This window comes from Gemmatimonadaceae bacterium (assembly GCA_016720905.1).
Lineage (GTDB): Bacteria > Gemmatimonadota > Gemmatimonadetes > Gemmatimonadales > Gemmatimonadaceae > Gemmatimonas.
This window is the reverse complement of the sequence record JADKJT010000022.1, coordinates 1-23,926: the sequence shown is the minus strand read 5'-3', so window position 1 is coordinate 23,926 and position 23,926 is coordinate 1. Positions and strand designations below refer to the sequence as shown.

22 protein-coding genes are annotated in these 23,926 nt (G+C 64.2%); 5 read left to right on the top strand and 17 right to left on the bottom strand.

Annotated elements, in window-relative coordinates; all coding sequences use genetic code 11:
- Positions 1-34: 34 nt before the first annotated feature.
- From IPP90_15615 to IPP90_15605, 3 genes are all read right to left on the bottom strand, one after another.
- Positions 35-526 (bottom strand): (2Fe-2S)-binding protein, encoded by a 492-nt coding sequence (locus IPP90_15615; GenBank protein ID MBL0172119.1) that lies wholly within the window; start codon positions 524-526, stop codon positions 35-37.
- Positions 527-612: 86 nt separating this feature from the next.
- Positions 613-1,254, bottom strand: a complete 642-nt coding sequence (locus IPP90_15610; protein MBL0172118.1) for a zinc ribbon domain-containing protein — start codon at positions 1,252-1,254, stop codon at positions 613-615.
- Between the two features lie 2 nt (positions 1,255-1,256).
- Entirely contained in the window at positions 1,257-2,762 is a 1,506-nt protein-coding gene (locus IPP90_15605; protein ID MBL0172117.1) for a hypothetical protein, read from the bottom strand.
- A gap of 592 nt (positions 2,763-3,354) precedes the next feature.
- On the opposite strand from IPP90_15605, the gene IPP90_15600 reads away from it, so the two are divergent.
- Together IPP90_15600 and IPP90_15595 are read left to right on the top strand one after the other, a co-directional pair.
- Positions 3,355-3,915: a hypothetical protein gene (locus tag IPP90_15600; protein ID MBL0172116.1), complete on the top strand. Its 561-nt coding sequence runs from the start codon at positions 3,355-3,357 to the stop codon at positions 3,913-3,915.
- 103 nt (positions 3,916-4,018) lie between these two features.
- Complete coding sequence (locus tag IPP90_15595; GenBank protein MBL0172115.1) at positions 4,019-4,627, top strand: EVE domain-containing protein; 609 nt, start codon at positions 4,019-4,021, stop codon at positions 4,625-4,627.
- Here IPP90_15595 and IPP90_15590 read toward each other — a convergent pair.
- From IPP90_15590 to IPP90_15565, 6 genes are read right to left on the bottom strand one after another with little or no spacing between them, the layout of a single operon-like run.
- Entirely contained in the window at positions 4,624-5,253 is a 630-nt protein-coding gene (locus IPP90_15590; GenBank protein MBL0172114.1) for a tetratricopeptide repeat protein, read from the bottom strand. The two genes, IPP90_15595 and IPP90_15590, sit on opposite strands and share 4 nt — an antisense overlap.
- 35 nt (positions 5,254-5,288) lie before the next feature.
- Positions 5,289-6,521, bottom strand: a complete 1,233-nt coding sequence (locus IPP90_15585) for a hypothetical protein (GenBank protein ID MBL0172113.1) — start codon at positions 6,519-6,521, stop codon at positions 5,289-5,291.
- The gene (locus IPP90_15580; GenBank protein ID MBL0172112.1) at positions 6,518-8,632 is read right to left on the bottom strand and encodes an urea transporter; all 2,115 of its coding nucleotides are present in this window, start codon (positions 8,630-8,632) and stop codon (positions 6,518-6,520) included. Before IPP90_15580 ends, IPP90_15585 begins: the two co-directional genes overlap by 4 nt.
- Positions 8,629-9,969 (bottom strand): diaminopimelate decarboxylase, encoded by a 1,341-nt coding sequence (locus IPP90_15575; GenBank protein MBL0172111.1) that lies wholly within the window; start codon positions 9,967-9,969, stop codon positions 8,629-8,631. The genes IPP90_15580 and IPP90_15575 overlap by 4 nt, the downstream gene beginning before the upstream one ends.
- Positions 9,966-11,054, bottom strand: coding sequence for an ATP-grasp domain-containing protein (locus IPP90_15570; protein ID MBL0172110.1), 1,089 nt, complete (start codon positions 11,052-11,054; stop codon positions 9,966-9,968). Before IPP90_15570 ends, IPP90_15575 begins: the two co-directional genes overlap by 4 nt.
- A complete protein-coding gene (locus tag IPP90_15565; GenBank protein MBL0172109.1) occupies positions 11,051-11,302 on the bottom strand; it encodes an HPr-rel-A system PqqD family peptide chaperone in 252 nt (83 codons plus the stop codon). The genes IPP90_15570 and IPP90_15565 overlap by 4 nt, the downstream gene beginning before the upstream one ends.
- A 160-nt stretch (positions 11,303-11,462) precedes the next feature.
- Here IPP90_15565 and IPP90_15560 point away from each other — a divergent pair, with 160 nt between their 5' ends.
- A complete protein-coding gene (locus tag IPP90_15560) occupies positions 11,463-12,041 on the top strand; it encodes a TlpA family protein disulfide reductase (protein ID MBL0172108.1) in 579 nt (192 codons plus the stop codon).
- Positions 12,042-12,187: 146 nt separating this feature from the next.
- The gene (locus tag IPP90_15555) at positions 12,188-15,397 is read left to right on the top strand and encodes a hypothetical protein (GenBank protein MBL0172107.1); all 3,210 of its coding nucleotides are present in this window, start codon (positions 12,188-12,190) and stop codon (positions 15,395-15,397) included.
- A 61-nt stretch (positions 15,398-15,458) separates the two neighbouring features.
- Here IPP90_15555 and IPP90_15550 read toward each other — a convergent pair whose 3' ends face one another.
- From IPP90_15550 to IPP90_15520, 7 genes are all read right to left on the bottom strand, one after another.
- Positions 15,459-15,746 (bottom strand): hypothetical protein, encoded by a 288-nt coding sequence (locus IPP90_15550; GenBank protein MBL0172106.1) that lies wholly within the window; start codon positions 15,744-15,746, stop codon positions 15,459-15,461.
- Positions 15,715-16,095 carry a hypothetical protein gene (locus tag IPP90_15545; protein MBL0172105.1) on the bottom strand — a complete coding sequence of 127 codons (381 nt, stop codon included), beginning with the start codon at positions 16,093-16,095 and terminating at the stop codon, positions 15,715-15,717. The genes IPP90_15550 and IPP90_15545 overlap by 32 nt, the downstream gene beginning before the upstream one ends.
- 142 nt (positions 16,096-16,237) lie before the next feature.
- Positions 16,238-18,874, bottom strand: coding sequence for a serine/threonine protein kinase (locus tag IPP90_15540; GenBank protein MBL0172104.1), 2,637 nt, complete (start codon positions 18,872-18,874; stop codon positions 16,238-16,240).
- 35 nt (positions 18,875-18,909) lie between these two features.
- On the bottom strand, positions 18,910-19,839 hold the full coding sequence (locus IPP90_15535; protein ID MBL0172103.1) for an alpha/beta fold hydrolase: 930 nt from the start codon (positions 19,837-19,839) through the stop codon (positions 18,910-18,912).
- 89 nt (positions 19,840-19,928) lie between these two features.
- Positions 19,929-20,171, bottom strand: a complete 243-nt coding sequence (locus IPP90_15530; GenBank protein ID MBL0172102.1) for a hypothetical protein — start codon at positions 20,169-20,171, stop codon at positions 19,929-19,931.
- Positions 20,172-20,285: 114 nt separating this feature from the next.
- A complete protein-coding gene (locus IPP90_15525; protein MBL0172101.1) occupies positions 20,286-20,897 on the bottom strand; it encodes a sigma-70 family RNA polymerase sigma factor in 612 nt (203 codons plus the stop codon).
- A 92-nt stretch (positions 20,898-20,989) separates the two neighbouring features.
- Positions 20,990-23,065 (bottom strand): PQQ-binding-like beta-propeller repeat protein, encoded by a 2,076-nt coding sequence (locus IPP90_15520; GenBank protein MBL0172100.1) that lies wholly within the window; start codon positions 23,063-23,065, stop codon positions 20,990-20,992.
- A gap of 177 nt (positions 23,066-23,242) precedes the next feature.
- Here IPP90_15520 and IPP90_15515 point away from each other — a divergent pair, with 177 nt between their 5' ends.
- Complete coding sequence (locus tag IPP90_15515) at positions 23,243-23,677, top strand: nuclear transport factor 2 family protein (protein ID MBL0172099.1); 435 nt, start codon at positions 23,243-23,245, stop codon at positions 23,675-23,677.
- Here the strand turns inward: IPP90_15515 and IPP90_15510 are convergent.
- Positions 23,678-23,926: pentapeptide repeat-containing protein (locus IPP90_15510; GenBank protein ID MBL0172098.1), on the bottom strand; the 249-nt coding region annotated here is incomplete at its 5' end. It abuts the gene before it with no gap.

Genomic DNA, 23,926 nt, shown 5'->3' with positions numbered 1-23,926 from the left:
TCGATCTTCAACGCACCGGACTTGGGGTCGTGGGTCATTCTCGCTTCCCGTTGGCTGGAGTGGCGGTCGCGGCCAACTCGGCGGCGCGCTTGATGCCGGCACGAATACGCGTGTACGACGCGCAGCGGCACAAATTTCTCGCCATCGCCGTGTCGATATCGGCGTCGGTGGGACGCGGATTGGACTTGAGTAACGCGGCCGCCGCCAGGATCTGTCCGCCCTGACAGTATCCACACTGCGGGACATCGAGCTCGCACCACGCATCTTGCAGGGCGCGCGCCTGGGGCGTGTCGATGCCCTCAATCGTCGTGACGACGCCTGAGCCGACGGTCGATACCGGCGTGCGACAGGAACGCGTGGGAACGCCGTTCACGTGCACCGTACACGCACCGCATTGTGCGATGCCGCAGCCATACTTGGCGCCGGTCAGGTCCAGCGAATCGCGCAACACCCACAACAAGGGCGTGTCGGGTTCGACCTCGACGGTCCGGGACGCGCCGTTCACGTTGAGTGTGTACTTGCCCATATATCGCTCCGGAAATCGTGTGAGAAGAATATACGGGCGGGAATTGCTCGTGCATCTGACGTCGAACTACGGCCGGCGCAACGCGTCTAGTCGATCTTCGCGCCGCATCCACCGCAGAAGCGGGCACTGGGGCCGAGGGCCCTGCCGCAGTGCTGGCAAGTGCTGGTGTCGACAGAGGGCATGTCGGGAAGCGTGTCGAGCCAGACCAGAAAATCGGCGAGCGCCTGTTGTTCCGGCGAAGGCTCAGCGGCACGCAGTGGCAATCCGCAGTGGACGCAGTGGTCGACATCACGGAACTGCGGTCGTCCACAATGACCGCACTGCGATGAGGGTTTGAAGAGCGGTGGAAAGCGCAGGCTGCGTGTGCCGTCGTCGGCAACATGCCACACCCCGTTCTCGACCATCGACAAGAGCAACGCTTCGCCACGGGCGGAATCGTAGGTGAGGAGCGCCGCCATGAGAAAGGCGCCGCTGGCCGCCAACCCGGCTTCGCGCATCAGATCTGCCACGCAGAGTGCCAGCGGCAGCGGCCGGAACAGGCAGGGCGGGGTGCGAGTGTCGTAGTCGGCGGGTGGCTGTCCGGCGGCGACGAACGTCCGAAGGTCGGCGACGATATCCGGCGCTTGTGACAGCCGCAGGGCCGCATGAGCCAGGCGTGACGCGGGCTGATAGCCAACGGCCGTCAGCAGGGCGCCGGCGTCGTCGTGGACGGCTATGGGACTAGTCATCGTCACTTCTCCGGTCGGCGGCGCCTGGGCGCATCCTCGGTACCGATCATCGGTTTGAGCCTCTCAAAGATATCCTCGCCGGGCTTGATCTTCAGGAACGATTTCAGCTTCTGCAGGCGCAGATCGTCGTCGGACAGTTCCCACACTGACTTCGAGCTGCGCAGACTGTCCCGCAACTTCACTTCTTCCCATTTCTTCCGCAGACTTTCCAGTTTGGACAGATAACCCTTCACGGCGATCTCCCGGCTCACGACGCCGGCAAATGCGCTCGCGTCGCGCTCCACGAACTGCTCGGAATAGCTCTCAAAGTCGGTTTCCATCTCCACGAAGTCGGCGGCGTTTTTGGTGGCCACGGCACGTGTGGTGGAATCTCCCAGCGCGGACCCGGGCTCCCACTGACGAACGTGCTCCAGTTCGTGGGCGAGGGTGTCCAGCACGTGATGTGGTCCATAGTCCCACTGAGAAACCGACTTGTCGATCATCAGCTCGGGCCCGCCTAACGCGTTGGGTCGATACTGTCCGGAGTACGGTCCTTTCGGGTTGTTCTCGAACACCAACTTGATGGGCGTCCGCAAGTTCATCGACTTCTGCATTCGCTCGAACGCGTTACGCATCACCGAATCCCGCCGCGCCTCCAGCGCTGCCAGGACGGCGGGGTCTTTGCTCCCCTTCCTCGCGTTCCACTCTGCCAGCGTGAATGACACACAGTCGGCGCCGAGCGCCTGGGCGATGGCGGCGGCGAGCTGCTGGTGCGCCTGCAGCGGCACGGGCGTCAGGTAGATGTCACTGCGCGAGATCGGAATAGTGGCGGCCAGATTGGGCGGGTGCGCGCTGGGGTCATCGCTATTCGCGGCACTGGCGGGACCCGCGGCGGCGCGGGCGGCGAGCATGCTGCGAATCAGTGCGATCACGCTGCCGACACCAAGCACGCCAAGCACACCGATCAGAACAGGCCACAACGGAAACGGCGAGGCGGACGTGGAATCCGCCCCTGCTGGCGGCTTGGTGCCTCCCTCTGTTGGTGGGTTCGCAGGCCAGCCGACGTCGTATTCAGGGAGCCAGTATTCCTCCAGAGGCGACATGATGGCCAGGAAATAGAACTGATCACTTGCTGGGTTGAACCACAGGAGTGCGTATACGGTATCCGTACTGCTCACCGGCGCTTGTTCGGTCAAACAGCGTTTTTCGCGAAAGCCCCAAGGGTAGTTCGCTTGAGTAAAGAGAAAGCGCAAATGGGCCTTGAAGAGCTCTGTGTCGGTCTTGTGATGGAGCTTGGTGATCTCGCCCGGGTTGGCACTGGCGCTGGCATGACAGGCATTGTCTCGGTATCCAGCCACATGATCGCGAATGAAAGTGTCGGCGGCAGACTGCAGTTCGGTGTCCGACGGGAATCGTGGCCAGTACGATTCATCAATTGGATTCCGTCGCTGCATTGAGTTGGCGTCTGTCACACGCAACGCGTGCAACTCACTGAGCCCGATCAGCGGCGTCACGAACAGGAGCGCCATGACCCCTAGCCATGGACCAACCATGCGAACAGGTCGACTCATGGCGCCCGCCCCTTTCGCAGCGAATCCAGGCGCTGCCATTCCGCGTACGCCGCGCGATACTCCCGCAGCGCGACCTCCACGTTCCCCTCGCCACCGGTAACGAGCACAAGAGCCGCCGCGGCGATGATGGCCGTGGAAGCGTTCGTGACGAAGGGGCCTGCGGCGGCGAGACGTGCCGGTACGACCCCCGCCTCGGGGACGACCGCAGCGGTCGCCAGCCGATGGCGCCGGGCTGCCGATGGCGAGGCCGCATGTTTTCACAGAAGCGGGCGCCGGCAACAAGCGGCGTACCGCACTGCTCGCAAAACCTCAGTGGTTCCGCTACGCTTTGTGAGGACATCATTGGAACCCAGCGGCGATTCCGCCGCCACACAGAAGTGGTCGGAAAAAGCTACATGACTCGCTTGCTGGCGTTGTCAGGGAATTCCCCCTGCTGCCGTCGCTGAAAATTCGTCAGTGTGCAAGCACCCGCCGACCACATTTGGCGCACTGCCGAGTGGAACGGCGAAGCGCAGCGACCAGCGGAGCGCCTGATCAGGAGGACCGGTCATTGAATGACACCGAGCAGGTGCTCCTTCCCGGATGGAGCCATCGCATTCGAATGCTCACCAGCGGCCGCCTGTGGAAGAGCTTTGTGCTGGTATTCGGAATCCCGGTCACGGTGATCGCCATCATCGTGGCGTTCACCGTTCAACCGAGCGACGGCATGTTAGTGCTCGCCGGTGGCCTGAGCCTGTTCGCCGTGCTCTGGGCACTGGTCGGAGCAATCATCGACGTCTCGGGCGGCTTCACCGCCGCGTACGTGCTGACCGATCGGGGGGTGCACTTCCAACTCGGCAAAGGGTCGCGCGGAGCAGCCGACGCGGCCACACTGCTGGGCGCCTTTGCTCGCGCCCCCGGAGCGGTCGGCGCAGGGCTGCTCGCACGGTCGGAGCAGGAGGCGTTCATTGCCTGGAGCGCCATTCGCAAGGTCACTGTCCGCGCACGAAGCCGCTACGTCCAGATTCGCGCCGGACTCGGTTCAAAGCCGGTGGGGATTTACTGCACGGAGCAGAACTTCACGACGGTGTGCGACCTCATTCGCGACCGACGAGTCGTGGCGGCGGGTTGAACGCTTCGACGGGGCAGACAGTTGTTTTCGGGACGCCCCGTACGCACTCTTGTGGCGATGTCGAGGGCCCCACCACAATCACAGATCCGAGGCGTGACGAGTAATGCCAGCCAAGAAGGCGAGCAAGCAGGTCGCGAAAAAGCCGGCCGCAAAAGCGAACGTCACGCCAGCAAAGAAGGCGCCGCAATCCCTGCCCTACGAACAGGGCAAGTGGGCGCATGTGTTCGCCCCTCGTACCAAGGGTGAGCGCCGCTACTGGCTGGTGAAATCCGAACCGGACGTCTTTTCATTCGACGACCTGCTGGCCGCCCCCAACAAGACCACCGGCTGGGACTGCGTGCGCAACACCAGCGCGCGCAACTTTCTGCGCGACGGCATGAAGAAGGGCGATCTGGCGTTCTACTACCACTCCAACGCCGAGCCCTCGGCCATTGTCGGCATCTGCGAAGTGGTGCGCGAGGGATATCCCGATGCGACGGCGTTCGACAGAACCAGTGACTATTACGACGCCAAATCGGATCCAGCGGCGCCAACGTGGTTCATGGTGGACGTGCGCGCCGTTTCCAAGTTCTCCCGCGCGGTTCCGCTTCCCGAAATCAAGGCGCACGCAACGTTGTCGCAGATGGCCCTGATCAAGGTGGGGCGCCTGTCGGTGGTCCCGGTTACGAAAACCGAGTGGGATCTCGTGGTGGCGCTGGGAGCCGCCGGCTAGCGCCCCAGCCCCTTCAACGCATTCAGGTTGTCCGGCGACACGGCCAGCACGGCCTCGAACAGCGGTCGCGCGTCGCCCGTACGACCCTGCTTGAGTAGCGCCCAGCCCAGTCCCGTCTTGAAATCGAGATCGGACGGATACGCGTCAATGAGCTTTCGGTAACTCGCGGCCGCATCCGCGAAATTCCCGCTGTTGTATTGCGCGATGGCCAGCCGGGATAACGCACTCACATTCTGCGCGTCGAGCGACAGCACCTCACGACACGCGCGTTCGAGTTCGCGCCAGTTGCCGGCAGCGAGCAAGGGCAATGTGCGCCCGAGCTTCGGTTCGATGGCCTTGGGTTCGGCCGTCACCGCGTCCGCATAACTGGCGGCCGACGCGACATAGTCACCCGCGAGATAGGACAGCCATCCCATGCGGAGATTGGCGAAATACGCATTGCTGCCCGCTTGTTTCGCTTCGCGTACCTTGGCCAGGGCGGCCGGGTACTCGCGCTTGGCCTCCAGCGCGTACGACTCACGATAGAGCGAAGGGGCACGAGTGCCCTGCGCTTGCGCCGACGGCCACGCGAGTGCCAACAGGATACCAACGCCAACCGCGACACGCGGGGATACGATGCTGCTCATCACGTTCTCTCCATGAATGTTCTGATTCTAAGTGATTACCGACGAGTACCATCTTTCGGCACGAATCGCATGCCGATGGCGATGCTGCGATACCACCCGTCACCCAGCGACGTTGACACGATACGCTCCATCTGCGCTTGCACACTGAGCGTGGCGCCACTGGCAAACGGCACCGAGCCGGTCACACTCCCGCCGCCTGAGGTTTGGGCGAGAAACGAGAGGATGGTGGGGCCGGCGAGATCAAATGCCCACCGCTCAGTGCCCGCGTGTATGCGCACATCGACGTCGGCCTGACGTCCATGCCAGGTGGCTCCGAGCAGGCCGCTCACGCCGGTCAACGCCGAGTCACGGGTCACGCGCGTGCCGAGTGACAGGCGCAGTGATGGTCGCACCCATCGATAGGCCGACGGGGCCACCTGAATATTTGATCCGGCGGTGGTCTGAATCGCCGACGCCATCATGGTGGCTCCCGCACGACCGCCAACACGCAGGCCCACGGCTGCGCCATTGCTGGACGACACGTCGTTGGTCAACCGGAATCCGACCACTTCGGTAGCGCTGCGGCCGTGTTCCACCTGCACGCCGCCAAACATCTCGCGCTGCGACCCGAAGAACGGAACGGTGTTGAGCGCCGCCGACGGCGTGCCAACGCTGCGAAATGCCGCGCGCAGCGTCAACCAGGGATTCACCCGCACCGGTAACGCCGCGTACAGCACATTCGATGACGACGAGTTCTGCGAGGCGTTGATGTGCCCGATCCACACTTCCGGCGCGATCTCGTCGGACCGTCCGACCAGCGTGAGACCCTGCTTCGCGCTCTGGTTGAGCGGCTCGTGCACCAGCGCCTCTTCCCACGATCGTCGCGCCATCGGGTAGTCACCGCGTTCCAGCGCCAGATATCCCACGCGCGTGAGCGCCAGCGCCAGTCCGGCAGGCGCTTCGGTCTGTGAGTCGTCCAAGGCGCGTGCCCGTCGGTACAGCGCGATGGCCTCGGTTACATCACCAAGCTGCAGGTTCAGCCAGGCCAGTCGCACGCAGGGCACATACGATCCGGGACGCGCGCCGTACCGGTTGACCATGACGGTGCGCGCGCCGCGCACATCGCCGGCCGTTTCGAACGCCAGCGACAGATCCCAGGCATACGGCGACGCGAGGACGCTGGCGTTCACCAATAACGGTTTCGGCTGGTCGACGCCGGGCGCGTCCTGCGCTCCCAGTCCCGGCACGACAGACATCATCAGCACGAGCGTCAGGCCAATCCGTTTCATGCTGAATGCTCCGCCGGTGCCGCCGACACGGGATGAAAGATCACGGTGCGCAGCAACTCGTCGCGCACATTGCGCACCTCGATCCGGTGCGGCGCATCACTGAACGACACCACGGTGCGTGTGCGATATCGACTGGTGGTTCCTTCCACCACCACCGTGCCTTCGTGGCGTCGGGCCTGATAGCGGATCTCGTGGTCGGTCCAGCCCGGAGCCACCACCGCCAGCAGCTCCACGAAGGCGCTGGCCCAGGTGGACATCAGGCGACGGGGCACGCGATCACTCCAGGTAATGGAGGATTCCTGATCGAACGGCATGCGCGCCAGTGCCAGCGGCAGGCTGCGCAACAGCGACTGGCGCGAGCCGTCGAACGCGATGACGACCAAGCCGGTGTCATAGACTTCCAGGTAGACGCGCGCGGCATCGGATTGCAGGACCAGTCGACTGTACAGGTCGACCTCAACCCGCGCGTGTTCCCGTCGACCCGTGAGCGGATCCTCGAACAGCCACTCGGAACCCGCGGGAAATGCCAAGGCGCGCGCCAGGACGTCATCGCGAACGATGGGACGCACTGTATCGCCTTCCATCGGTATCACGCGGTGCGCCAGGGCGGCGGTATTCACGTGCCGCGTGATGACATCGCCAAAGTCCGCCGGAACGGTTTCACTACCCAACACAGCGCCGCGCTGCACCTGAAAGTGCAAGTGAGGTGTGAGGGAGCGCCCGGAGTTGCCGCAGCGGCCAAGTTCCGCGCCGGCTTTCACGCGGTCGCCAACCTTCACGCGAATGGATCCCGAACGCAAATGGGCATACACCGAGAACAGATTGGCGCCGTGCGCCATGACGACGGTATTGCCCCAGTTGTCGCGCGCATTCACGCCGCCCACCGCGTTGTCCGGCACACCGTCGATGATCTGCTCCACGGTGCCGGTGCCCGCGGCCAGAATCGGCAGGCCGTAACACCGGAAGTCGGTGACCTCAGTTCCCGCACCGTCGTACGTCCGGCCATCGTGCGACGCCACTTCAAAGTCAAAGGCAAAGCGCCACGGGCCCTTGTGCGTATGGGCACCGTTGTGCGCTTGCGTCACCACCCACGCACCGCGGAATGGCAGACGGAACGGCAGCCACGCAAAGTCACCAAACCGACGGATGCGCATAAGGTGTGACGTCAACGCGTCCTCTGGACGATCGGCCGGCACCGCCGATGTGGGCCATCGATCGTGCTCGCGCATGCGGGCCGCCAACAGCACCAACAGGGTGGTGATGGCGAAGGGCAGTGACAACAGCGGCAGTCCCAGCGCACCGGCCACTGGACTGAGCGCCCAGGTCAACACGGCGGTCAGCATGGCGCCGATCAACGCCAGCGCGATGGACGTCACATGGGGCACAAACCACACCCCGCCCAGGGCCATCGCCGTGAGCATGGCATTGAACGCGGCCATGGTATCGATGTCCGACCACAACACGTCCGGACGGAACATCGCGCGGGCGATCGCGGCACCGGCCGCGCCGAACATCGCCAATAGCAGGGCAATACGACTGTGCCAGGCGATGGCCGCGAGCACCAGCAGCCCCGCCACCGCGCCGTGCACATAGATCATCGACGCCGGGATATTCAACCAATCCGCCCCCGGCCAGGCGGTCGGGATGCGTGCGGCAAAAATCAAGGAAGATGCGGCACCGGACATCGGCGGCCACACGCGCGATGCCAGTAACGCAATCCACGCCGAGGCGACGAACGGCACAGCCAGCGGTGGCAACAAGACTCGACTGAACAATGCCTGCAGCGCGGTTGTGACGAATACCGACAGCACGGCCGCACCAATCACCATCGACCACGTGACCTCACCCAGTGTGGAAACCAGGGCCAGCGTGGTGAGTATGGCGGCGCACGCCGCGATCCCCTCGCGTACAGCCATCTCACCCAGACCCATCGCCCGAACGGCAACCTGTGACACCGCCACCGCCACCACGGTGAACACGCCCAGTCGTGGCTGCGTGGCAATCGCCAGCAGCACCAGCAATCCGGTCCCCAGGTCGCGCGACAACAACGTCTGCGCGAAAGGGCGCAGCGCGCTCTCCATCAACACCCGCGCCGGGGACGACGCACTCACGCCAGCCAACCCGGCATGCGTTCCTGCTGCACCAGCGTCTCGATGGTTTCGGCCTGGCGTATCACGGCGTGCTGTCCCGACTCCGACACCATCACCACGTTGGGACGCGCGGCGATGAACTGCATCCATTGTGTCACGTTGTACGCGCCGATGCGATCCACCACCACACGGTCACCGGCACGGAGCGGCGGGAACTGAATGCGATCACGCACCACATCGATATTCATGCACAGCGGCCCCACAAACACCGTCGGCTCGGCGGTGCCATGCACGGCCTGCGCGGGATAGACGTCGTGACGATACCAGTAGGCGGTGGGCAGGATATTCACGCCGGCGTCGAGCACCACCGCCCGCCGTCCATCGGTGAGTCGCTTGTTGCCCACCACCGTCGCCACCATGACACCGGCATCGTCCACCAGCGCTCGGCCCGACTCGAACACAATACGCGGCCATTCTTCGCTGCCGTACGTCTCTTCCAGTCCGGTGGCCACGCGTTCCACGTACTTGGCAAATGACGGCGTACTCTGCTCGCCCGGCAGGTACTGCGATTGCAGCGTATTGCGTGACGCCAGTCCACCGCCCATGTCCAGCGTGTCGATCTGCACCCCCAACTCGTCGCGCAGCTGTCGCGCCAACGTCCCCAATCCGCGCACAGCCAGTCGGTACGCGTCGGCGTCCTGGACAAACGTGCCCACGTGAGTGTGCAGCGTACGCAGGTCAAAGAAGCCGCGTCGGACAATGCGCTTGGCCGCTTCCAGCGCCGTGCCGTTCTCGAGATTGAAGCCAAAGCGATCCCACGTCTGCACCGGCAGGTCCGACATATTCACGCGCAGCCCCACTTCGGGCTTGATGCCCAGGCGTTCCGCCACGCGCTCGGCCAGGGCGATTTCATCGAGGTGATCGAAGTGCACCACCGACCCGCCGCGAAACGCCAGCTCCAGGTCGGCCTCGCTCTTGGCGGGTCCGTTGAACAGGATTTGACGCGGCGGCATGCCGAGTCGCAGCGCCATCTGGTACTCGAGTCCCGACACCACTTCAGCCCACGCGCCCTCCTGATGCAGTACCCGACAGATGGCGCCCAGATAGTTGGTCTTGTACGACCAGGCCAGCGTGAAGCGGGGAATACGCGCCGCGAGCTGATCCCGCAATTCGCGATAGCGCTCGCGTAACACCCGTTCGGAGAACAGCATCAACGGCGAGCCGTACTGTGCGACCAGATCGGCCACGGGTACGCCTTCGAAACGATCGTAGACGCGTGCGGCCGGTTGCGAGCCGAACTTGTTCGGGCCGCCCACCATGTGGCGCACGATGATGGGACGTTCATAGCGCGGTTTCACTGCGTCACCCGTGGCGGTTCAGGAAGAATGCCGGTGGCCGAGAGGTGACCGAACGCGCTCACGTCGGCGATCTGGTCCATGGCAATACGCACGAACATGCGACCCGCCTGATACGGAGCCAGCGCGGTCGGTGTGGGATAGCCCAGTGCCATGCGGGCGCACATCGCCGGCAGGTTCTGACCGGCGGCGGCTGTGAGATATACCCAGGCCGGGAACCGCGGATTGATCTCGATCACGTGCAAGTCGGTCAGGGCCTCGCCGCGGCCACTCACCAGCACTTCCACTTCCATGGGGCCGCGCCACCGGAGCGCGCCGATGATTTTCGCCGCCAACGTGATGAGGAGCGGATTGGACACCGTGACGCCAGCCCACCCCTTGCCCTTGTCGGTGACCACCAATTTTCGCATCGCCACCGCGCCAACCATGTTGCCACGCCCGTCACCCAAGGCGCACACATTGTACTCGTCACCGGCCACATGGCGCTGGAAGATCACCGGCACCCCCCACGTGGCGGCGAAGTGGTGAAAGGCGGCGATGGCACTCGCTTCGCTTTCCACAACCCAGGCGCCGTAGTACACGCCTTTGACTACCATCGGAAATCCGAAGTGCTGTCCAATGCGGGCAATGCCGTCCACCGAACTGACGGCTTCGGAATCCGGAATGCTGATGCCGGCAGCAGCGGCCAGCTGTGGCAACTGCGGCTTGGATGCGCGCTCAATGGCGTCCAGCGACGGCACGCAGGTCCCGATGCCTTCGGCGGCCAGATCCGGCTCCAGGGTGCTGACGGCGCGCAGTTCGGAATCGAGATTCGGGATGAGGGCACGAATGCCGAAGCGTGCGGTAAGCGTGCGCATGCTGGCCAGAAACGCGTCCGCGCCCATGGACGGGTAGGGCAGGATGCCACCGCCATCCAACAAGCCTTGGGTGTAAAACCCCGCATCGAGCGCGTCGTAGCCCAGTCCAATCACGCGGCCGGCAAACGTCGGGTCCAACCGCAGCGAACGGGCCACGCCCACGCCAGGCGCCGGGTTGTCGCCAGCGTTCATCCCCGTTATCGCCACCGTTTCCCGGACCGTCGTGCTCACCGCACCAGTCCGTTCTCGCGAAGTCGCGAAACGAAATCGCCGACATCGCGCGCCAGGTCGGATTCCAGTTCGACGTCGAACGAGGCCTGCAAGTTCGTCACGATCGCCTCAGGCGCGTCACCGGCCTTGAGGGCGTTCAGCACGAACAAGGCGGTGGGATTGATGTTGTACGTGTGACCCGTGGTCGGGTCGAACACAAAACCGGCATCGCTGACGGCCAGATCGCGCAGGCGGGAGGTATCGAGCATGGGCAGTGTGAGGGATCACCACGGCAGAAGCCGCGCGTCCTGTTCGTGTGCAGGGCAGACACTTGGGAACCGCGAACACCCTATTCTACTTCAGCAGGCGACCGACGGGATCGCCTGCCAAGGGGTGCGCCAGCGCCTGAGAGAGTAGACATTTCAATTCATGTCCTCATTCCATCGCCTGCTTCGCTGGCGGCACTGGTCCACGCTGATGGTCGTCGCCATCTCGCTCTGGGCGTTGCCGCGACTGTTGCCGCATGTGGGCGCGCTGGTGGGCATTCGGTCGCGAGATGCCAGCATACCGACCTTTACCGTGCACACGCTCAGCGGCGCGACGCTGTCAACGGACAGTCTGCGCGGCAAGGTCGTGCTGGTGAATGTGTGGGCGACATGGTGCATACCGTGTCGCGCGGAAATGCCGCTGCTGGAGTCCACCTGGAAGCGGCATCGCGACGCCGGACTGGTCTTGCTGGGCGCGTCGGTTGACCGCGGCGATCCCGCCATCGTGCGCGAGTTCGTCGCCTCACGCGGCATCACCTACCCGATCAGCATCGTCAGTGGCGAGGTGATCGCCGCCTTGGGCGGCGTGCAGGGTTATCCGACGTCGGTGCTCATTGGGCGCGACGGGCGCGTGCGGCATCGAGTGATGGGGCCGATCGGGCCGGTGTCGCTGGAACCGGCTATTCGAAAGGCACTGAGCGAACCGGCCGGCACGACACCGGCCGGTCAACCGCGATCATGACCCCGGGGTCGGTCCACCGGGCATCGCCATCGCCGGGTAGCCAAGCGCCTCGCCTTGCCGTGCGTGCGTACCCATTCCCGACAATGCGTCGATTGTCCAAGTTCTCCACCAGCACCGCTCCATCCGCCCCCGTCACCGAGCGACCCGTGCCCCGTCTCGCCTCCCGTCTCGCACTCGCCCTCGCGATCGCCACCGCAATGTCCACGCGCGGCGTCGCACAGTCCCCGTATTCGTTTGTGCAATGGCGATCCATCGGCCCCGTCAACACCAGTGGCCGCATCGACGATATTGCCGTGGCGCGCGTGGCCGGCGACGCCGACGCGATCTACGTCGCGACCGCCAGTGGCGGCCTGTGGAAGAGCGCGAACAACGGCATTTCCTGGAACCCCGTTTTTGACGGTGTCGATGCGATGATGTCCATCGGTGCGGTCGCCGTCGCGCCGTCGGCACCGCAAACGATCTGGTTGGGCACCGGCGAAGCCAACACGCGCCAGAGTTCCAGTTGGGGCGACGGTGTCTACAAGAGCACGGACGGTGGAAAGACGTGGGCCAACATGGGACTCAAGGACTCGCGCTCGGTCGGGCGCATCGTCATCGATCCGCGCGACGCCAACACCGTCTACATCGCCGCCGGCGGACACCTGTGGGGACCCAACGCCGAACGCGGCGTCTTCAAGACCATCGATGGCGGACGCCATTGGACGAAAGCACTCTTTGTGAACGAGCATACCGGCGCCACCGACCTGGTGATCGATCCCGCGAATCCCAGCGTGTTGTACGCCGCGATGTACCAGCGCCAGCGCCGCGCGTGGGGATTCAATGGCGGTGGCCCCGGATCCGGCATCTACAAAACCACCGATGGCGGCACAACGTGGACGCCGCTCACGAACGGCATCCCCGCAGGCGACAAGGGACGCATCGGCCTCTCACTCTTTGCCAGCGATCCGAAGGTGGTGTACGCGACCATCGAAGCGCGCGCGCCCAACTCCGGCATTTACCGCACGCTCGACGCCGGCGCCACGTGGACGAAGACCTCATCGCTCAATAGTCGGCCCAACTACTACTCGCAAATTCGCCTCGATCCGCGCAACGCGGGGCAGGTGTATACGCTGGGCTCGAATCGCGGGTTCTACATCTCGAATGACAGCGCCAAATCGTTCACAGAGCTGTTCAGCAGCGTGCACGGCGAAGATCACGCGCTGTGGATTGATCCCGACGCGCCAAACCACATGATCATTGGCGGCGACGGCGGCATTTCCATCTCCTGGGATCGCGGCAAGACCTGGGATTTTCGTCGCAACATGCCGATCGGACAGTTTTATGAAGTGGACGTGGACAACAGCGTGCCTTTCCGCATTTGCGGTGGCTTGCAGGACAACGGGGTGTGGTGCACGCCCAGCGCGGTCCGCAACCGTAACGGAATTGCCGATCGCGATGCGTGGAACATTGGTGGTGGCGACGGCTTCCACGCCCACTTCGATCCGCTGAACAGGGCGATGGTGCTGCAGTCGTCACAGAACGGCAACGCCGCGTGGGTGAACATCGAAACCATGGAACGGCGGAACGCTCGGCCGAGCATTGCCGATCGGCCGGCGTCGCGCGCACCGGGGATCGCGGGCGCGACCGCCACCGCCCTGCGCTGGAACTGGGATACGCCCATCGTCGTGTCGCGCCACAATCCAAACGTCTGGTATATGGGCGCGCAGATGCTGTTCAAAAGCACCGATCGCGGGTCGAGTTGGAGCAGGATCAGCGGCGACCTGTCGCTCAACGTCAATCGCGACACACTTACCATGATGGGCGGTGTGGTGGGCGCCGACGCGCTGTCGCGTCATGACGGCCAGTCCAACTATGGATCGCTCACATCGGTTGGGGAGTCGCCGCTCGACCCCATGGTCATTTACACCGGCACCGACGATGGTCAGGTGCAGCTCACGAAGGATGGCGGCAAGCACTGGACGAACCTGACGAACCAGATTGGCGTCCCACCGCAGACGTACGTAAGCACCGTGCTGCCATCGCGGCTCAAGGTCGGTCGCGTGTACGTGACCTTCGACGGGCATTACACCGACGACTACACCGTGTATGTGTTTGTCAGCGATGACTTCGGCGCCACGTGGCGATCACTGTCGGCGGGACTGCCCGAGACATCGGTCAATCGCCTTCGCGAGCATCCAAAAAATCCGCAGGTGTTGGTGCTTGCCCACGAGCGCGGGGTGCACTTCTCCAACGACGCCGGCGCGACCTGGCATTCACTGGCGACCAACATGCCGACCGTGTCCGTCGATGATGCCGTGTTTCAGGAGCGTGACAACGCGCTGGTGGTCGGGACGCACGGCCGAGGCATCTGGGTGCTCGATCATGTGGGCGCCCTCGAAGGGCTCACGGCCAGCGCCATGCGCAACAGCGCGACGCTGCTGCCCATTCCCAACGCGCGACTCATGAGCACGTTCTCGCCGCAGGCGTGGTATGGCCATGGCGAATTCTTTGCGCCGAATCCGGAATGGAACGCGGCGATCTCTTATCATGTGCGCGACGACGTGGGCGCGGGCCGGAGCGCTGACATCGTGGTGATGGATGCCGCAGGCAAAACCATTCGCACGCTCAAAGGGCCGACCGCATCCGGGGTGAATCGTGTCGTGTGGGACCTCCGGTATGCACCGCCAGTCGACTCGGCCAACGCGGCCAATGCGAATGCGCCCGGTGCGGGCGGTCGCGGAGCAGGCGCCGGCGGACGCGGCGGCGCACCGGCGTCGGTGCCAGTGGGCTTCCCAGCGGCCGGCGAGGGAGGTGGTCGCGGCGGCGCACCCATTGGTCCACTGGTCATGCCTGGCACGTACACGATTCGCGTCACGGTGCCTGGTGCGAATGCGCCCTTGTCGGGGCGACTGATCGTGGAGGCCGATCCGCTGCCAAAGTTCAGCACCGTTGATCGCGCGGCGCGTCAAATATTGCTCATGCGAATATATGACTGGACCAAGACACTCGGGTTCGCGCGGACAACGGCGCGCGCGCTTGTCGGGCAGCGCGATTCGATCATTACCGATATTGGCGCGGGTGCGACGGCAGATTCTCTGCGGACACGCATCATACGCGTGGGCGCCGACGTGGATCGTGCATTCACCACCTTGAACGCCACGCGCGCGCCGATTGAAGGATGGAGCGGCCTGCCGAGTATGGACCAGCGCAAGGCGCTGGACTACGCGGTTGACGATGCGCGAAAGGCGACCACCGAACTCAATCGACTGGTCGGGACCGATATCCCTGCGGCGTACAGCGCCACGCAGAAAACGTGGGGGCGATCGGTGCCGCGTGTCACCACGCCCGTGGTGGAACGACGGGCAGGAAACCCGTAGCACAGGGGGCCTGGGGTGTCGATGCTCTCGCCCATCGTGACGCCTTGGAACAGGATACCGTTCACGGCTTCACTGCACTCGCCGGTTGCACCAGCAACTTCTCGAACCGCGGATTCCCCTTCAGCGATGCAAAGGTCGGATCGAGACGGAGCCTACCTAGCGACATGGAATACTGTGCGCGCGACAGTGTCTCCAGCTCATCGATCGCCCTCTCTTTCATGCCGGTGATGACATAGATGCGCGCCAGCTGGGTGCGTGCGTACAGGCTGTTCTCTTCACTCGGCTGTGATGCCGTCAGTGCGACGGCCTGTTCGGCCTCACGGACGCCCTCGACGCTGCGGCCGGCCAACGCCAAGACCACGCCGTAGAGCGCGTGCAGCTGCGCGCTCGGTACCGAGTGTCTCGGCCAGCTCCTGCCGCATCACCTTCACGGCCACGCGACGTCGGTGCTTCGCATCTTCCGCCAAGTACACCGTCGACATCCCGCCCTCGCCCAGCACGCGCTCGATCTTGTAGCTCGTGGCCAGTGCCCGCGTGAGGCGGGAGATTTCGACTGTTCCGGTGGGCGCGGTGCGCTCCGGTACGCCGGGTTCGGTGGGCGTGGCCGCGCCGCAATTCAGGCAGAAATTGGCCTGTGGTGGCAACGGAGTGCGACAGGTGGGGCAGGCACGGATGTCGCTCGTCAAGGCTCTGCCCATTCAGGACTTTGAATTGTTCGGGAGGAACACACAAAGCGACTTCAAAGCGGACAGGGCCGCAAGGATTGCCGGCGGTCCGTCTCCCGATCGCGACGGTGAAGGTCGCACACCCGGGGCCCACAGTTGGCGCGAACGGTGGCGGCTAGCGTTGCAAAAAGGCTCGCGCCGCCACCGTCACCGGGTGTGTTGCGCCATAACCCGTGGACAGCGCGATGATCGCCCGCTGCGCCGTGCGGGTCGCGCCGGCATGATCGCCGCTGACGTGCTGCACGCGCGCATGCAGGAAATCCGCGTGCCCGACAATAGCACTGCGTGTTACTGCCAGCGAGTCAACCATGGCCAGAGTTCGCACGCGCGATGCTGCCGCGTCGGCGCCTTGCACGTCACCATCGGTCAAGCGCCACTCGCCGAGTGTGAGCAGCGGGAAAATGAAGTACGCCCTTGGAATGGACGCATCAGGCCACAGTGAGTCGATGGCGACGGCGAGCCGTTTCACGGGCGGCAGCGAATCGCCGGTGTGACGCGCAATGCGCAGGCGCACCCATTCGCGGGTGAGCCAATGCCACGGATACAACACTTTTGCGCGTGAGGCGAGGATGGTGGCCTCCTTGATACGGCCGGTTTCAAGAGTGGCCCACGCGGCGTTCACCTCGTTGGTGATTGTCGGGTTATCCCCGAGCGAACCCGCTGCGGCGGCCGCGATCCATCGGCTCGCCGAGTCGGACACGCCCGCCCGCAGCAGAATTTGTCCGTACACATGGGAAAGGTACGGGTCTACTATGCCAGCGGTGTTCTGTCGTTCCGAGCGCTGCACGATCGCGCGGTAGCTGGATACGGCCTCCTGCATCTCTCCCAGGTCGAAGAACATGCGGGACATGGGCGCGGCGACGTTTGGTAGAATTGGCGTGCCCCGATACCCCATCGATTCGACGTCGGCGACGATGGTGCGCTGCACCGCCAATGCCTCTCGGGGCCGACCAGCCGACTGGATCACCAGGCTAAGGCTGTTGAGAATCGCCAGTCGATTCAAGGACCGATTCGACGCGCCCTCGACGCGCTCTGCGTCGTCAAACGCGGTCAGGGCCCGTTTCAAGAGCGCAATGGCACGTTCGGGATCAGCGTCCACCGCCGCGAGATCGCCTTCAGCCTGAAGGCACAAATACGCCTCGGCCTTTGACCCGATCTGGGCCAACGCTGCTCGGCCTTCCGCAATCGCTGCTCGCGCTGAGTCGATCGCACGCGACCGCAGAAATGTCTTGGCGCGCGTACACGAGATGGACGCTGCGATATCGAATTCGTTGGCCTTGCGGGCGATGTCGCGAGACTTGGCCTCCAGCGCGAGGGAGCCCTTCTCATCGCCATTCTCGAACAGTTGTCCGCCCAGGTTGGCCATGACGAGCGCCACCGTGCGGGGTTCGGATTTGAATTGCTGCTCGATCACCTCGACTGCATTCAGCAGTCGTCCGCGCGCATCGAGCGGCTTGCCGTCCGGTCCGGGCGTGTCGCTGGCGAGTACCTGCGCCGCGGCAAGAAAACCTTCCTGCGTGCGGAAGTTGCGCTCCGCAACGCTCCGTTGCCGCTCGGCCTCCAACCGTTGGCGAACCGACACGACGGTCGCCGTCGTCAATGCGGCGCCAACCGCCACAGCAATCGCGACACCCGCTCGGTAGCGTCGCACGAACTTTGCGGCGCGGTATGACCACGAATCGGGACGCGCCGCCACGGGTTCATGATTCAGCCAGCGCCGCAAATCATCTGCCATCGCCGCGGCCGTCTCGTAGCGCTCTCCGGGCAGCTTCCGCAGCGCTTTTCGCAGAATGGCGTCAAGGTCGCCCAGGCCCGTCAGTGCGGGTTCCTGTTGCAACGCCCCCTGCGCGAACTCCGCGCTGGTGCGCGCACCGGCGGCCGTCGGATGACGATTGGTCAGCAGCAGATACAGCATGACACCAGCGCTGTAAATGTCGGAGGCCGGTCCAATGGGCGCGCCACGGAACTGCTCGGGTGAGGCGAACGCCGGTGTCAACGCCTGATGCCCATGATCCGTCACGTCACCGATGTCCTCCTCGTTGGCGATCAGGCGCGCGATCCCGAAGTCGAGCAACTTCACGGTGCCATCATGCGTGACCAGCACGTTCGACGGCTTGAGGTCGCGATGGACAATCAGATGGGCATGCGCGTGGCCAACCGCCGCGAGTACCTGCAGCATGAGGGCTACGCGCTGCTCGGTACTGACCGTTGCGCGCGCGGCGTACGCATCGAGTGGTTCGCCGTCGATGTACTCGAGCACGAGGAATGGCTGGCGCAGTTCGCTTAAGCCCGCATCAAGCAGACGCGCAATATTGACGTGCGAAAGCCGAGCGAGGGCCGTTCCTTCGCGACGGAATCGTTCGAGTCCCGCGCGTCCGATCAGCGAGAGGTTCAGGAGCTTGACGGCTGCCGATCCCTCAAAGCGGCCGTCGGCCCGTGTGGCGAGCCACACACTGCCCATGCCCCCGTGTCCGATCGGTCGTTCGAGCGTCCACGCACCAATGCGGATGCCGGCCAGCGACGGTTCACGCTCAAGCAGCGACGCCAGCGGAGGCAGCAACCCCGACGGCTCTGAACCGTCCCCTTTCCACGTCTCGCCAGACAGCAGAATGTCGCCGAGGGCCTGCACCACGCTCACGCTCTCGCGCTGCAAGTCATTGAGCCACTGTGTCCGCTCTTCGGGGGGAAGATCCAACGCCTGATCGAGTAGCGGACTGAGTCGCGCATACAGTGATTCGGACAACGATGACATGAATGCAGTGTTGAGGAATTGGCTCGCGTGGTGACCTATGCCACCTCGGCCATCACGGTCTCTACCAGAATCACCTCGGGAGCCTCCGTCGCCAAGTGCCGCGCGAAGAACGCGCCAACCATTTCGACATATTCGCGCCCAGCCACGCCAAACGACGCGAGGTGTCGATTGCCTGGGGTGATCCACACGGTGCCTTCGCCCGCCTGGGCCAGTGTGTGCGCATGGTGCACCGGTACGAAGGGATCGCGCTCGGCGTGAATCACGAGCGTGGGACGACCGCGCAGCCGAACCATGTTCCGGGTCGGCGAGTGACGCAGCAGATGCTCGCCGGTCAGCAGGCGCGCGGCGACCAGCGCACCGAAAAGTACGAACGCGGGGAGTCTGGTGAGCCGCGTGAACTGCGCCTGCAACACGTCATCGAGTTTGGCAAAGGCACTGTCGATGACGAACGCGCCAATGGCCGGTTCTTCGGCCGCCGCTGCAATGGCGCTTACGCCGCCCATCGATGCACCCAGCACGCCGATACAACTGGGTTGGTAGCCGCGCGCCAACAGGAAGTCGACCGCGCCAAGGATATCGCGACGCTCGCGACGGCCAAACGTCAGTCGCGCTCCTTGGCTTTCTCCGTGGCCCCGAAGATCGACCAGCACGACGCTGAGACCACGCGAAGCCAGTTCAAGCACCAGCGAGACCGTCGTTCCGCGGAGTTCATCGCCCCGGCAGGCATCGCGACCATGGGCGAGGATCACGGCGCCCGTCGCGCCTGGGGTGCGCCGATACGATGCAGCAAGCTGCAGGGCTTCGTCGCGCGCGCAGAATTGCACGCGTTCGTACAAGGCGCCAATATGCTCGGGAGACTGCACCCGCTTGGGCGTGGTAAACAGGTGAGCGACCACCACTGCCAGTATCGCGTAGAGCGCTGCCACTATCAGGATCGCGCTCGCCACCATTGCCATGACCGACATGCCGCCCCCGTTTCTTCGCGTTGAACCGACCTCCCTCGCTCTGGAGATCGGAAACGGTTGGGAAAAGACGACAGAGCCGGTGCGACGCCCTAACAGCGAAGGCCAAGGGATTCCAGCGAGCCAGGAACGACATCGCGAGCCGAGAAAGACGCCAGATGTCCCGCTGACGATTCCAGCTCCGGGCGCATCAGCCGTTCCAATTCCCGCGCAATGGTCGGGCAGTCAGCGTGCATGTCGTCCAACCACGCGCGGCGCTGCGCTGGCTCCAGGTCGAGCGCACAATCCAACAATGGCTGCAGGGCGTTCCAGAAATCGCGCTTGAGGCTAAACATGCGGGGGCTCCGGTGTGGGGTGGCACGGCCGGAAGGACGGCCGCTTACCACAACAATCGGAATCCGCAGCGAAAACCCGACATGGTCGGAGATGGCCGGTTTTGACGGACCGCCTTAGCGGTTTATGCCCTCGGCACCGCCGACTGGCCCCGCGTCCGCTGGATCGTCGCGCAGCACGCGATGCAGCAGCAGGCGCGCTTTTCGCCAGTCACGCTGCACCGTGCGCTCGGAAACGCCGCGCATCCCGGCAATCTCGCCGAATCCAAAACCGCAGAAGAAGTGCAGATCTACCAGTTCGGCGAGGGGTGGATCGAGCCTGGACAGCCCTTCAAGCGCTTCGCCAAGTTCTTCGAGCTGGTTCACGCCGCCGGAGTCCGCACTGGCAATTGGCGTCGCGTCGTCGATGGCCGTGATATGGAACTCGCCCCCTCGCTTTTGCGCCCGCTGACTGCGGCCATAGTCGATGATCAGTCCGCGCATGGCTCGTGCCGCGTACGCCATGAAATGCGCGCGATCGGGGAACGATGGACCCGATCGGTCGGCGATGTTGATGTATGCCTCATGCAGCAGGGTCGTGGTACCAAGGGTGAGGTGGCCACCATTGCGTCCCAACTGCCGCTCGGCCAGCCGATGGAGGTCGTCGTACAGTGCGACGAACAGGCGATCGGCAGCGGTTCCATCGCCGGATTCGACATCACGAAGGAGCGCTGCAATGTTCGTGTCCATGCGCTCGACGTGGGGAGGAGTCAGTGAAGCGAAGCAAGCAGCAATCTATCGTCGACGATCCACTTGCTACAGGGTGCCCGCGGTTTCGCGCGTCAAGGCAACGCAAACGCCACGTACGTCCCGCCGCTCTTCGCCCCATTCTTGCCGCCACCGCACGCGACCACCAGGTACTGCTTCCCGTCCACCATGTACGTGGATGGCGTCGCATTCCCCGCTGCCGGCAATGTGGTCTGCCAGAGCAGACGCCCCGTGCGCTTGTCAAAGGCGCGAAACTTGTTGTCGTACGTTGTCGCGGCAATCAGCAGCAGCCCGTTCTCGGTGACAATCGCCCCGCCGTAGCTGTCCGTGCCCGTGTTGCGAATGCCTTTCGCGGCCAACGTCGGGTATTCGCCAAACGGAATCGACCAGCGCGTCTTGCCCGTGTTCAGGTCGATCGCATTCAACGTGCCCCAGGGCGTCTTCACACCCGGATAGCCCTGATGGTCGAGGAAGATGTCGAAGTACGCGGTGCGATACGGCAACGTGTACGGATTGGTTCCGACAGTGGCTTTCGTCGCGTCCTTGCCGGTGATCAGGAAATTCACCAGGTCATTCACCGCCCCGCCATCCATCGCGCCGCCAAAGGCGGGCATGCGCCCGGTGCCCTCGCGCACGACTTGCACAATCTGTTCACGCGTGCGTTTGGCAATGATGTTCTCCAGTGACGGACCGATCGCCGTGCCTTTGCGTGACTCACCGTGGCAGCTGGCACAGTTGGCGGCGTACAGGGATTCGTCGCTGCGCGGCACCAGCTTGAGCAGCCACGCCATTTCGTTGGAGTTCACGTACAGCAGGCCGGTGGTTGGATCAAACGCCGGCCCGCCCCACTCGCCGCCGCCATCCACGCCGGGGTAGACAATCGTGCCCTTCGTATTCGGCGCGTCGAATGGATTGGTGGTGCGGTACTGATTGAACGTCTTGAGTGCCGCCGCGTGCGCGGCCGGCGTGCGCGTCGTCAGATCGTTCTTCGTCAGCTGCTGCCGCGCGAAAGGCGCCGGCAACGTCGGAAAGAACTGCGAGGTCGCCGGTTGCTCGCCATCCAGTGCGACGTGGGGCATGCGCCGCTCCTCCAGTGGGAACATCGGCGTCCCCTTGTCGCGATCAAACAACCACACGTGTCCCGTCTTCGTGATCTGAGCGACGGCATCTACCGGTTTCCCATCACGTGTCACCGTCACCAGCGTCGGTGCCGCGGGCAAGTCGCGATCCCACAAGTCATGTTTGAGCACCTGATAGTGCCAGATGCGCTGCCCGGTGCGGGCATCCAGCGCCAGCACGCTGTTGGCGAACAGATTGTCGCCCAGCCGATTGGCACCATAAAAGTCGTACGACGCCGACCCCGTGGCCGCGAACACCATCGCGCGCTTCGGATCGATGGTGACACCAGCCCACGCATTCGCACCGCCGGCAATCGTCCACGCCTCGGCCGGCCAGGTGTCGTACCCAAACTCACCCGGATGCGGAATGGTGTGAAAGCTCCAGCGCAGCGCGCCCGTCTTGATGTCGAAGGCGCGAATGTCCCCTGGGGCACTGGGCAACTGCTCGGGGACCGAGCTGCCGATGATCAGCAGGTCCTCGAACACCACACCCGGTGTACTGGCACTCACCGAGAGTCCTTCCACCGGTCGACCAAGACCGGCGCGCAAGTCCACCCAGCCGTTGGTGCCGAACGACATGATCGGCTTGCCAGTGGCGCGATCGAGCGCGTACAGCCGATTGCGATAGTTGAAGATCACGCGATCGCCGGTGACCACCACCCCGCGATGCCGAATGCGCGACAGTGGCGCCGCGCCGTTGTTGGGATCGAAGCGCCACAGTTCCTTGCCCGTCGCCGCATTCAACGCAAACACCTGCAGCTTGGGCGTCGTGGCATACAGCACGCCGTCAATCACGATGGGATTGGCCTGCATCTCCGATCCCTTGAATTCATCGCCCGTCTGGTACGTCCACGCCACTTTGAGCCGCGACACGTTGGCCGGTGTGATCTGACCGAGCGTGGTGAAGTGCGTGTTGTCGGTGTTGCCGCCGAACACCGGCCAGTCTGCGGACGTGGCCTGGCCGCCGAGTGCCGACGGAATTGAGAACGCGCACGCGGTGAGGACCGCAGTGCGACAACGGCGTGAGGGCATCGGACGGGTGGCGGGAACGGTGAGAAGCCTGACGGCAGCCGGAGGCGCGATTTGTCCCAGTAATGTTGCGACGGTGCGTGGTTGGCGCGAGACTAACCCTGCACACGCCTGCATTCGCCACAGTTTGACTCCACTCTACACACCAGAGCACATATGCAACGTCAATGGCTCCTCGCGATGATCGGGTCCTTGATGCTGGCGCCGGCGCCCATGCTGCAGGCCCAGAGCGCCGCCGATCGTGACGCGGTACGACGCGCGGTCCTCAACTACGTGGAAGGCTTCTACGAGGGCGATACGGCGAAGCTGGTGCGCAGCGTCCGCCCCGAGGTAGTCAAGTACGGCTATTTCATCCCGAAAGGAAAGACCACGTACGAAGGCGAGGGAATGCCATGGGCTGAATTCATGTCGTACACGAATCAGGTGAAGAAGCGAGGGAAGCCCACGCCGCCAACGTCACCAAAGCTCGTCACGCTGTTGGACGTGGCCGACCAGACGGCCAGTGCGAAACTCACCGCGTGGTGGGGCATCGACTATCTGCATCTGGCCAAGTTCGATGGCGTCTGGATGATCACGCAGGTGCTGTGGCAGTCGCCGCCGCCGGTACCGCGCTGATCAAATCGCCCGGAACTGCTTGGAGTAGCCGGCCAGTTCGTCCTCGGGTTCGGCCAGGGTGGCGGCGTTCACCGCACCCTGCTCCAGCGCAAACGCCTGAAAACCCGACGGCGTGTGGCGCACGCCCTCGATGCTCGCATGGCTGATGGACCTGAGCTCTCGCCAGCCGATCAAGTCGGTCAGGTCGGCGCCGTCCAGCGTGGCGGCGGACAGTCGTGCCCCCGTGATATCGGCGCCCTTGAGATAGGC

What these genes read in the sequence shown, in the direction of transcription:
- IPP90_15615 (MBL0172119.1), bottom strand. Translation starts at nt 526, where the DNA reads ATGGGCAAGTACACACTCAACGTGAACGGCGCGTCCCGGACCGTCGAG.
- IPP90_15610 (MBL0172118.1), bottom strand. Translation starts at nt 1,254, where the DNA reads ATGACTAGTCCCATAGCCGTCCACGACGACGCCGGCGCCCTGCTGACG.
- IPP90_15605 (MBL0172117.1), bottom strand. Translation starts at nt 2,762, where the DNA reads ATGGCGCTCCTGTTCGTGACGCCGCTGATCGGGCTCAGTGAGTTGCAC.
- IPP90_15595 (MBL0172115.1), top strand. Translation starts at nt 4,019, where the DNA reads ATGCCAGCCAAGAAGGCGAGCAAGCAGGTCGCGAAAAAGCCGGCCGCA.
- IPP90_15590 (MBL0172114.1), bottom strand. Translation starts at nt 5,253, where the DNA reads ATGAGCAGCATCGTATCCCCGCGTGTCGCGGTTGGCGTTGGTATCCTG.
- IPP90_15585 (MBL0172113.1), bottom strand. Translation starts at nt 6,521, where the DNA reads ATGAAACGGATTGGCCTGACGCTCGTGCTGATGATGTCTGTCGTGCCG.
- IPP90_15565 (MBL0172109.1), bottom strand. Translation starts at nt 11,302, where the DNA reads ATGCTCGATACCTCCCGCCTGCGCGATCTGGCCGTCAGCGATGCCGGT.
- IPP90_15560 (MBL0172108.1), top strand. Translation starts at nt 11,463, where the DNA reads ATGTCCTCATTCCATCGCCTGCTTCGCTGGCGGCACTGGTCCACGCTG.
- IPP90_15545 (MBL0172105.1), bottom strand. Translation starts at nt 16,095, where the DNA reads ATGGGCAGAGCCTTGACGAGCGACATCCGTGCCTGCCCCACCTGTCGC.
- IPP90_15540 (MBL0172104.1), bottom strand. Translation starts at nt 18,874, where the DNA reads ATGTCATCGTTGTCCGAATCACTGTATGCGCGACTCAGTCCGCTACTC.
- IPP90_15535 (MBL0172103.1), bottom strand. Translation starts at nt 19,839, where the DNA reads ATGTCGGTCATGGCAATGGTGGCGAGCGCGATCCTGATAGTGGCAGCG.
- IPP90_15530 (MBL0172102.1), bottom strand. Translation starts at nt 20,171, where the DNA reads ATGTTTAGCCTCAAGCGCGATTTCTGGAACGCCCTGCAGCCATTGTTG.
- IPP90_15525 (MBL0172101.1), bottom strand. Translation starts at nt 20,897, where the DNA reads ATGGACACGAACATTGCAGCGCTCCTTCGTGATGTCGAATCCGGCGAT.
- IPP90_15520 (MBL0172100.1), bottom strand. Translation starts at nt 23,065, where the DNA reads ATGCCCTCACGCCGTTGTCGCACTGCGGTCCTCACCGCGTGCGCGTTC.
- IPP90_15515 (MBL0172099.1), top strand. Translation starts at nt 23,243, where the DNA reads ATGATCGGGTCCTTGATGCTGGCGCCGGCGCCCATGCTGCAGGCCCAG.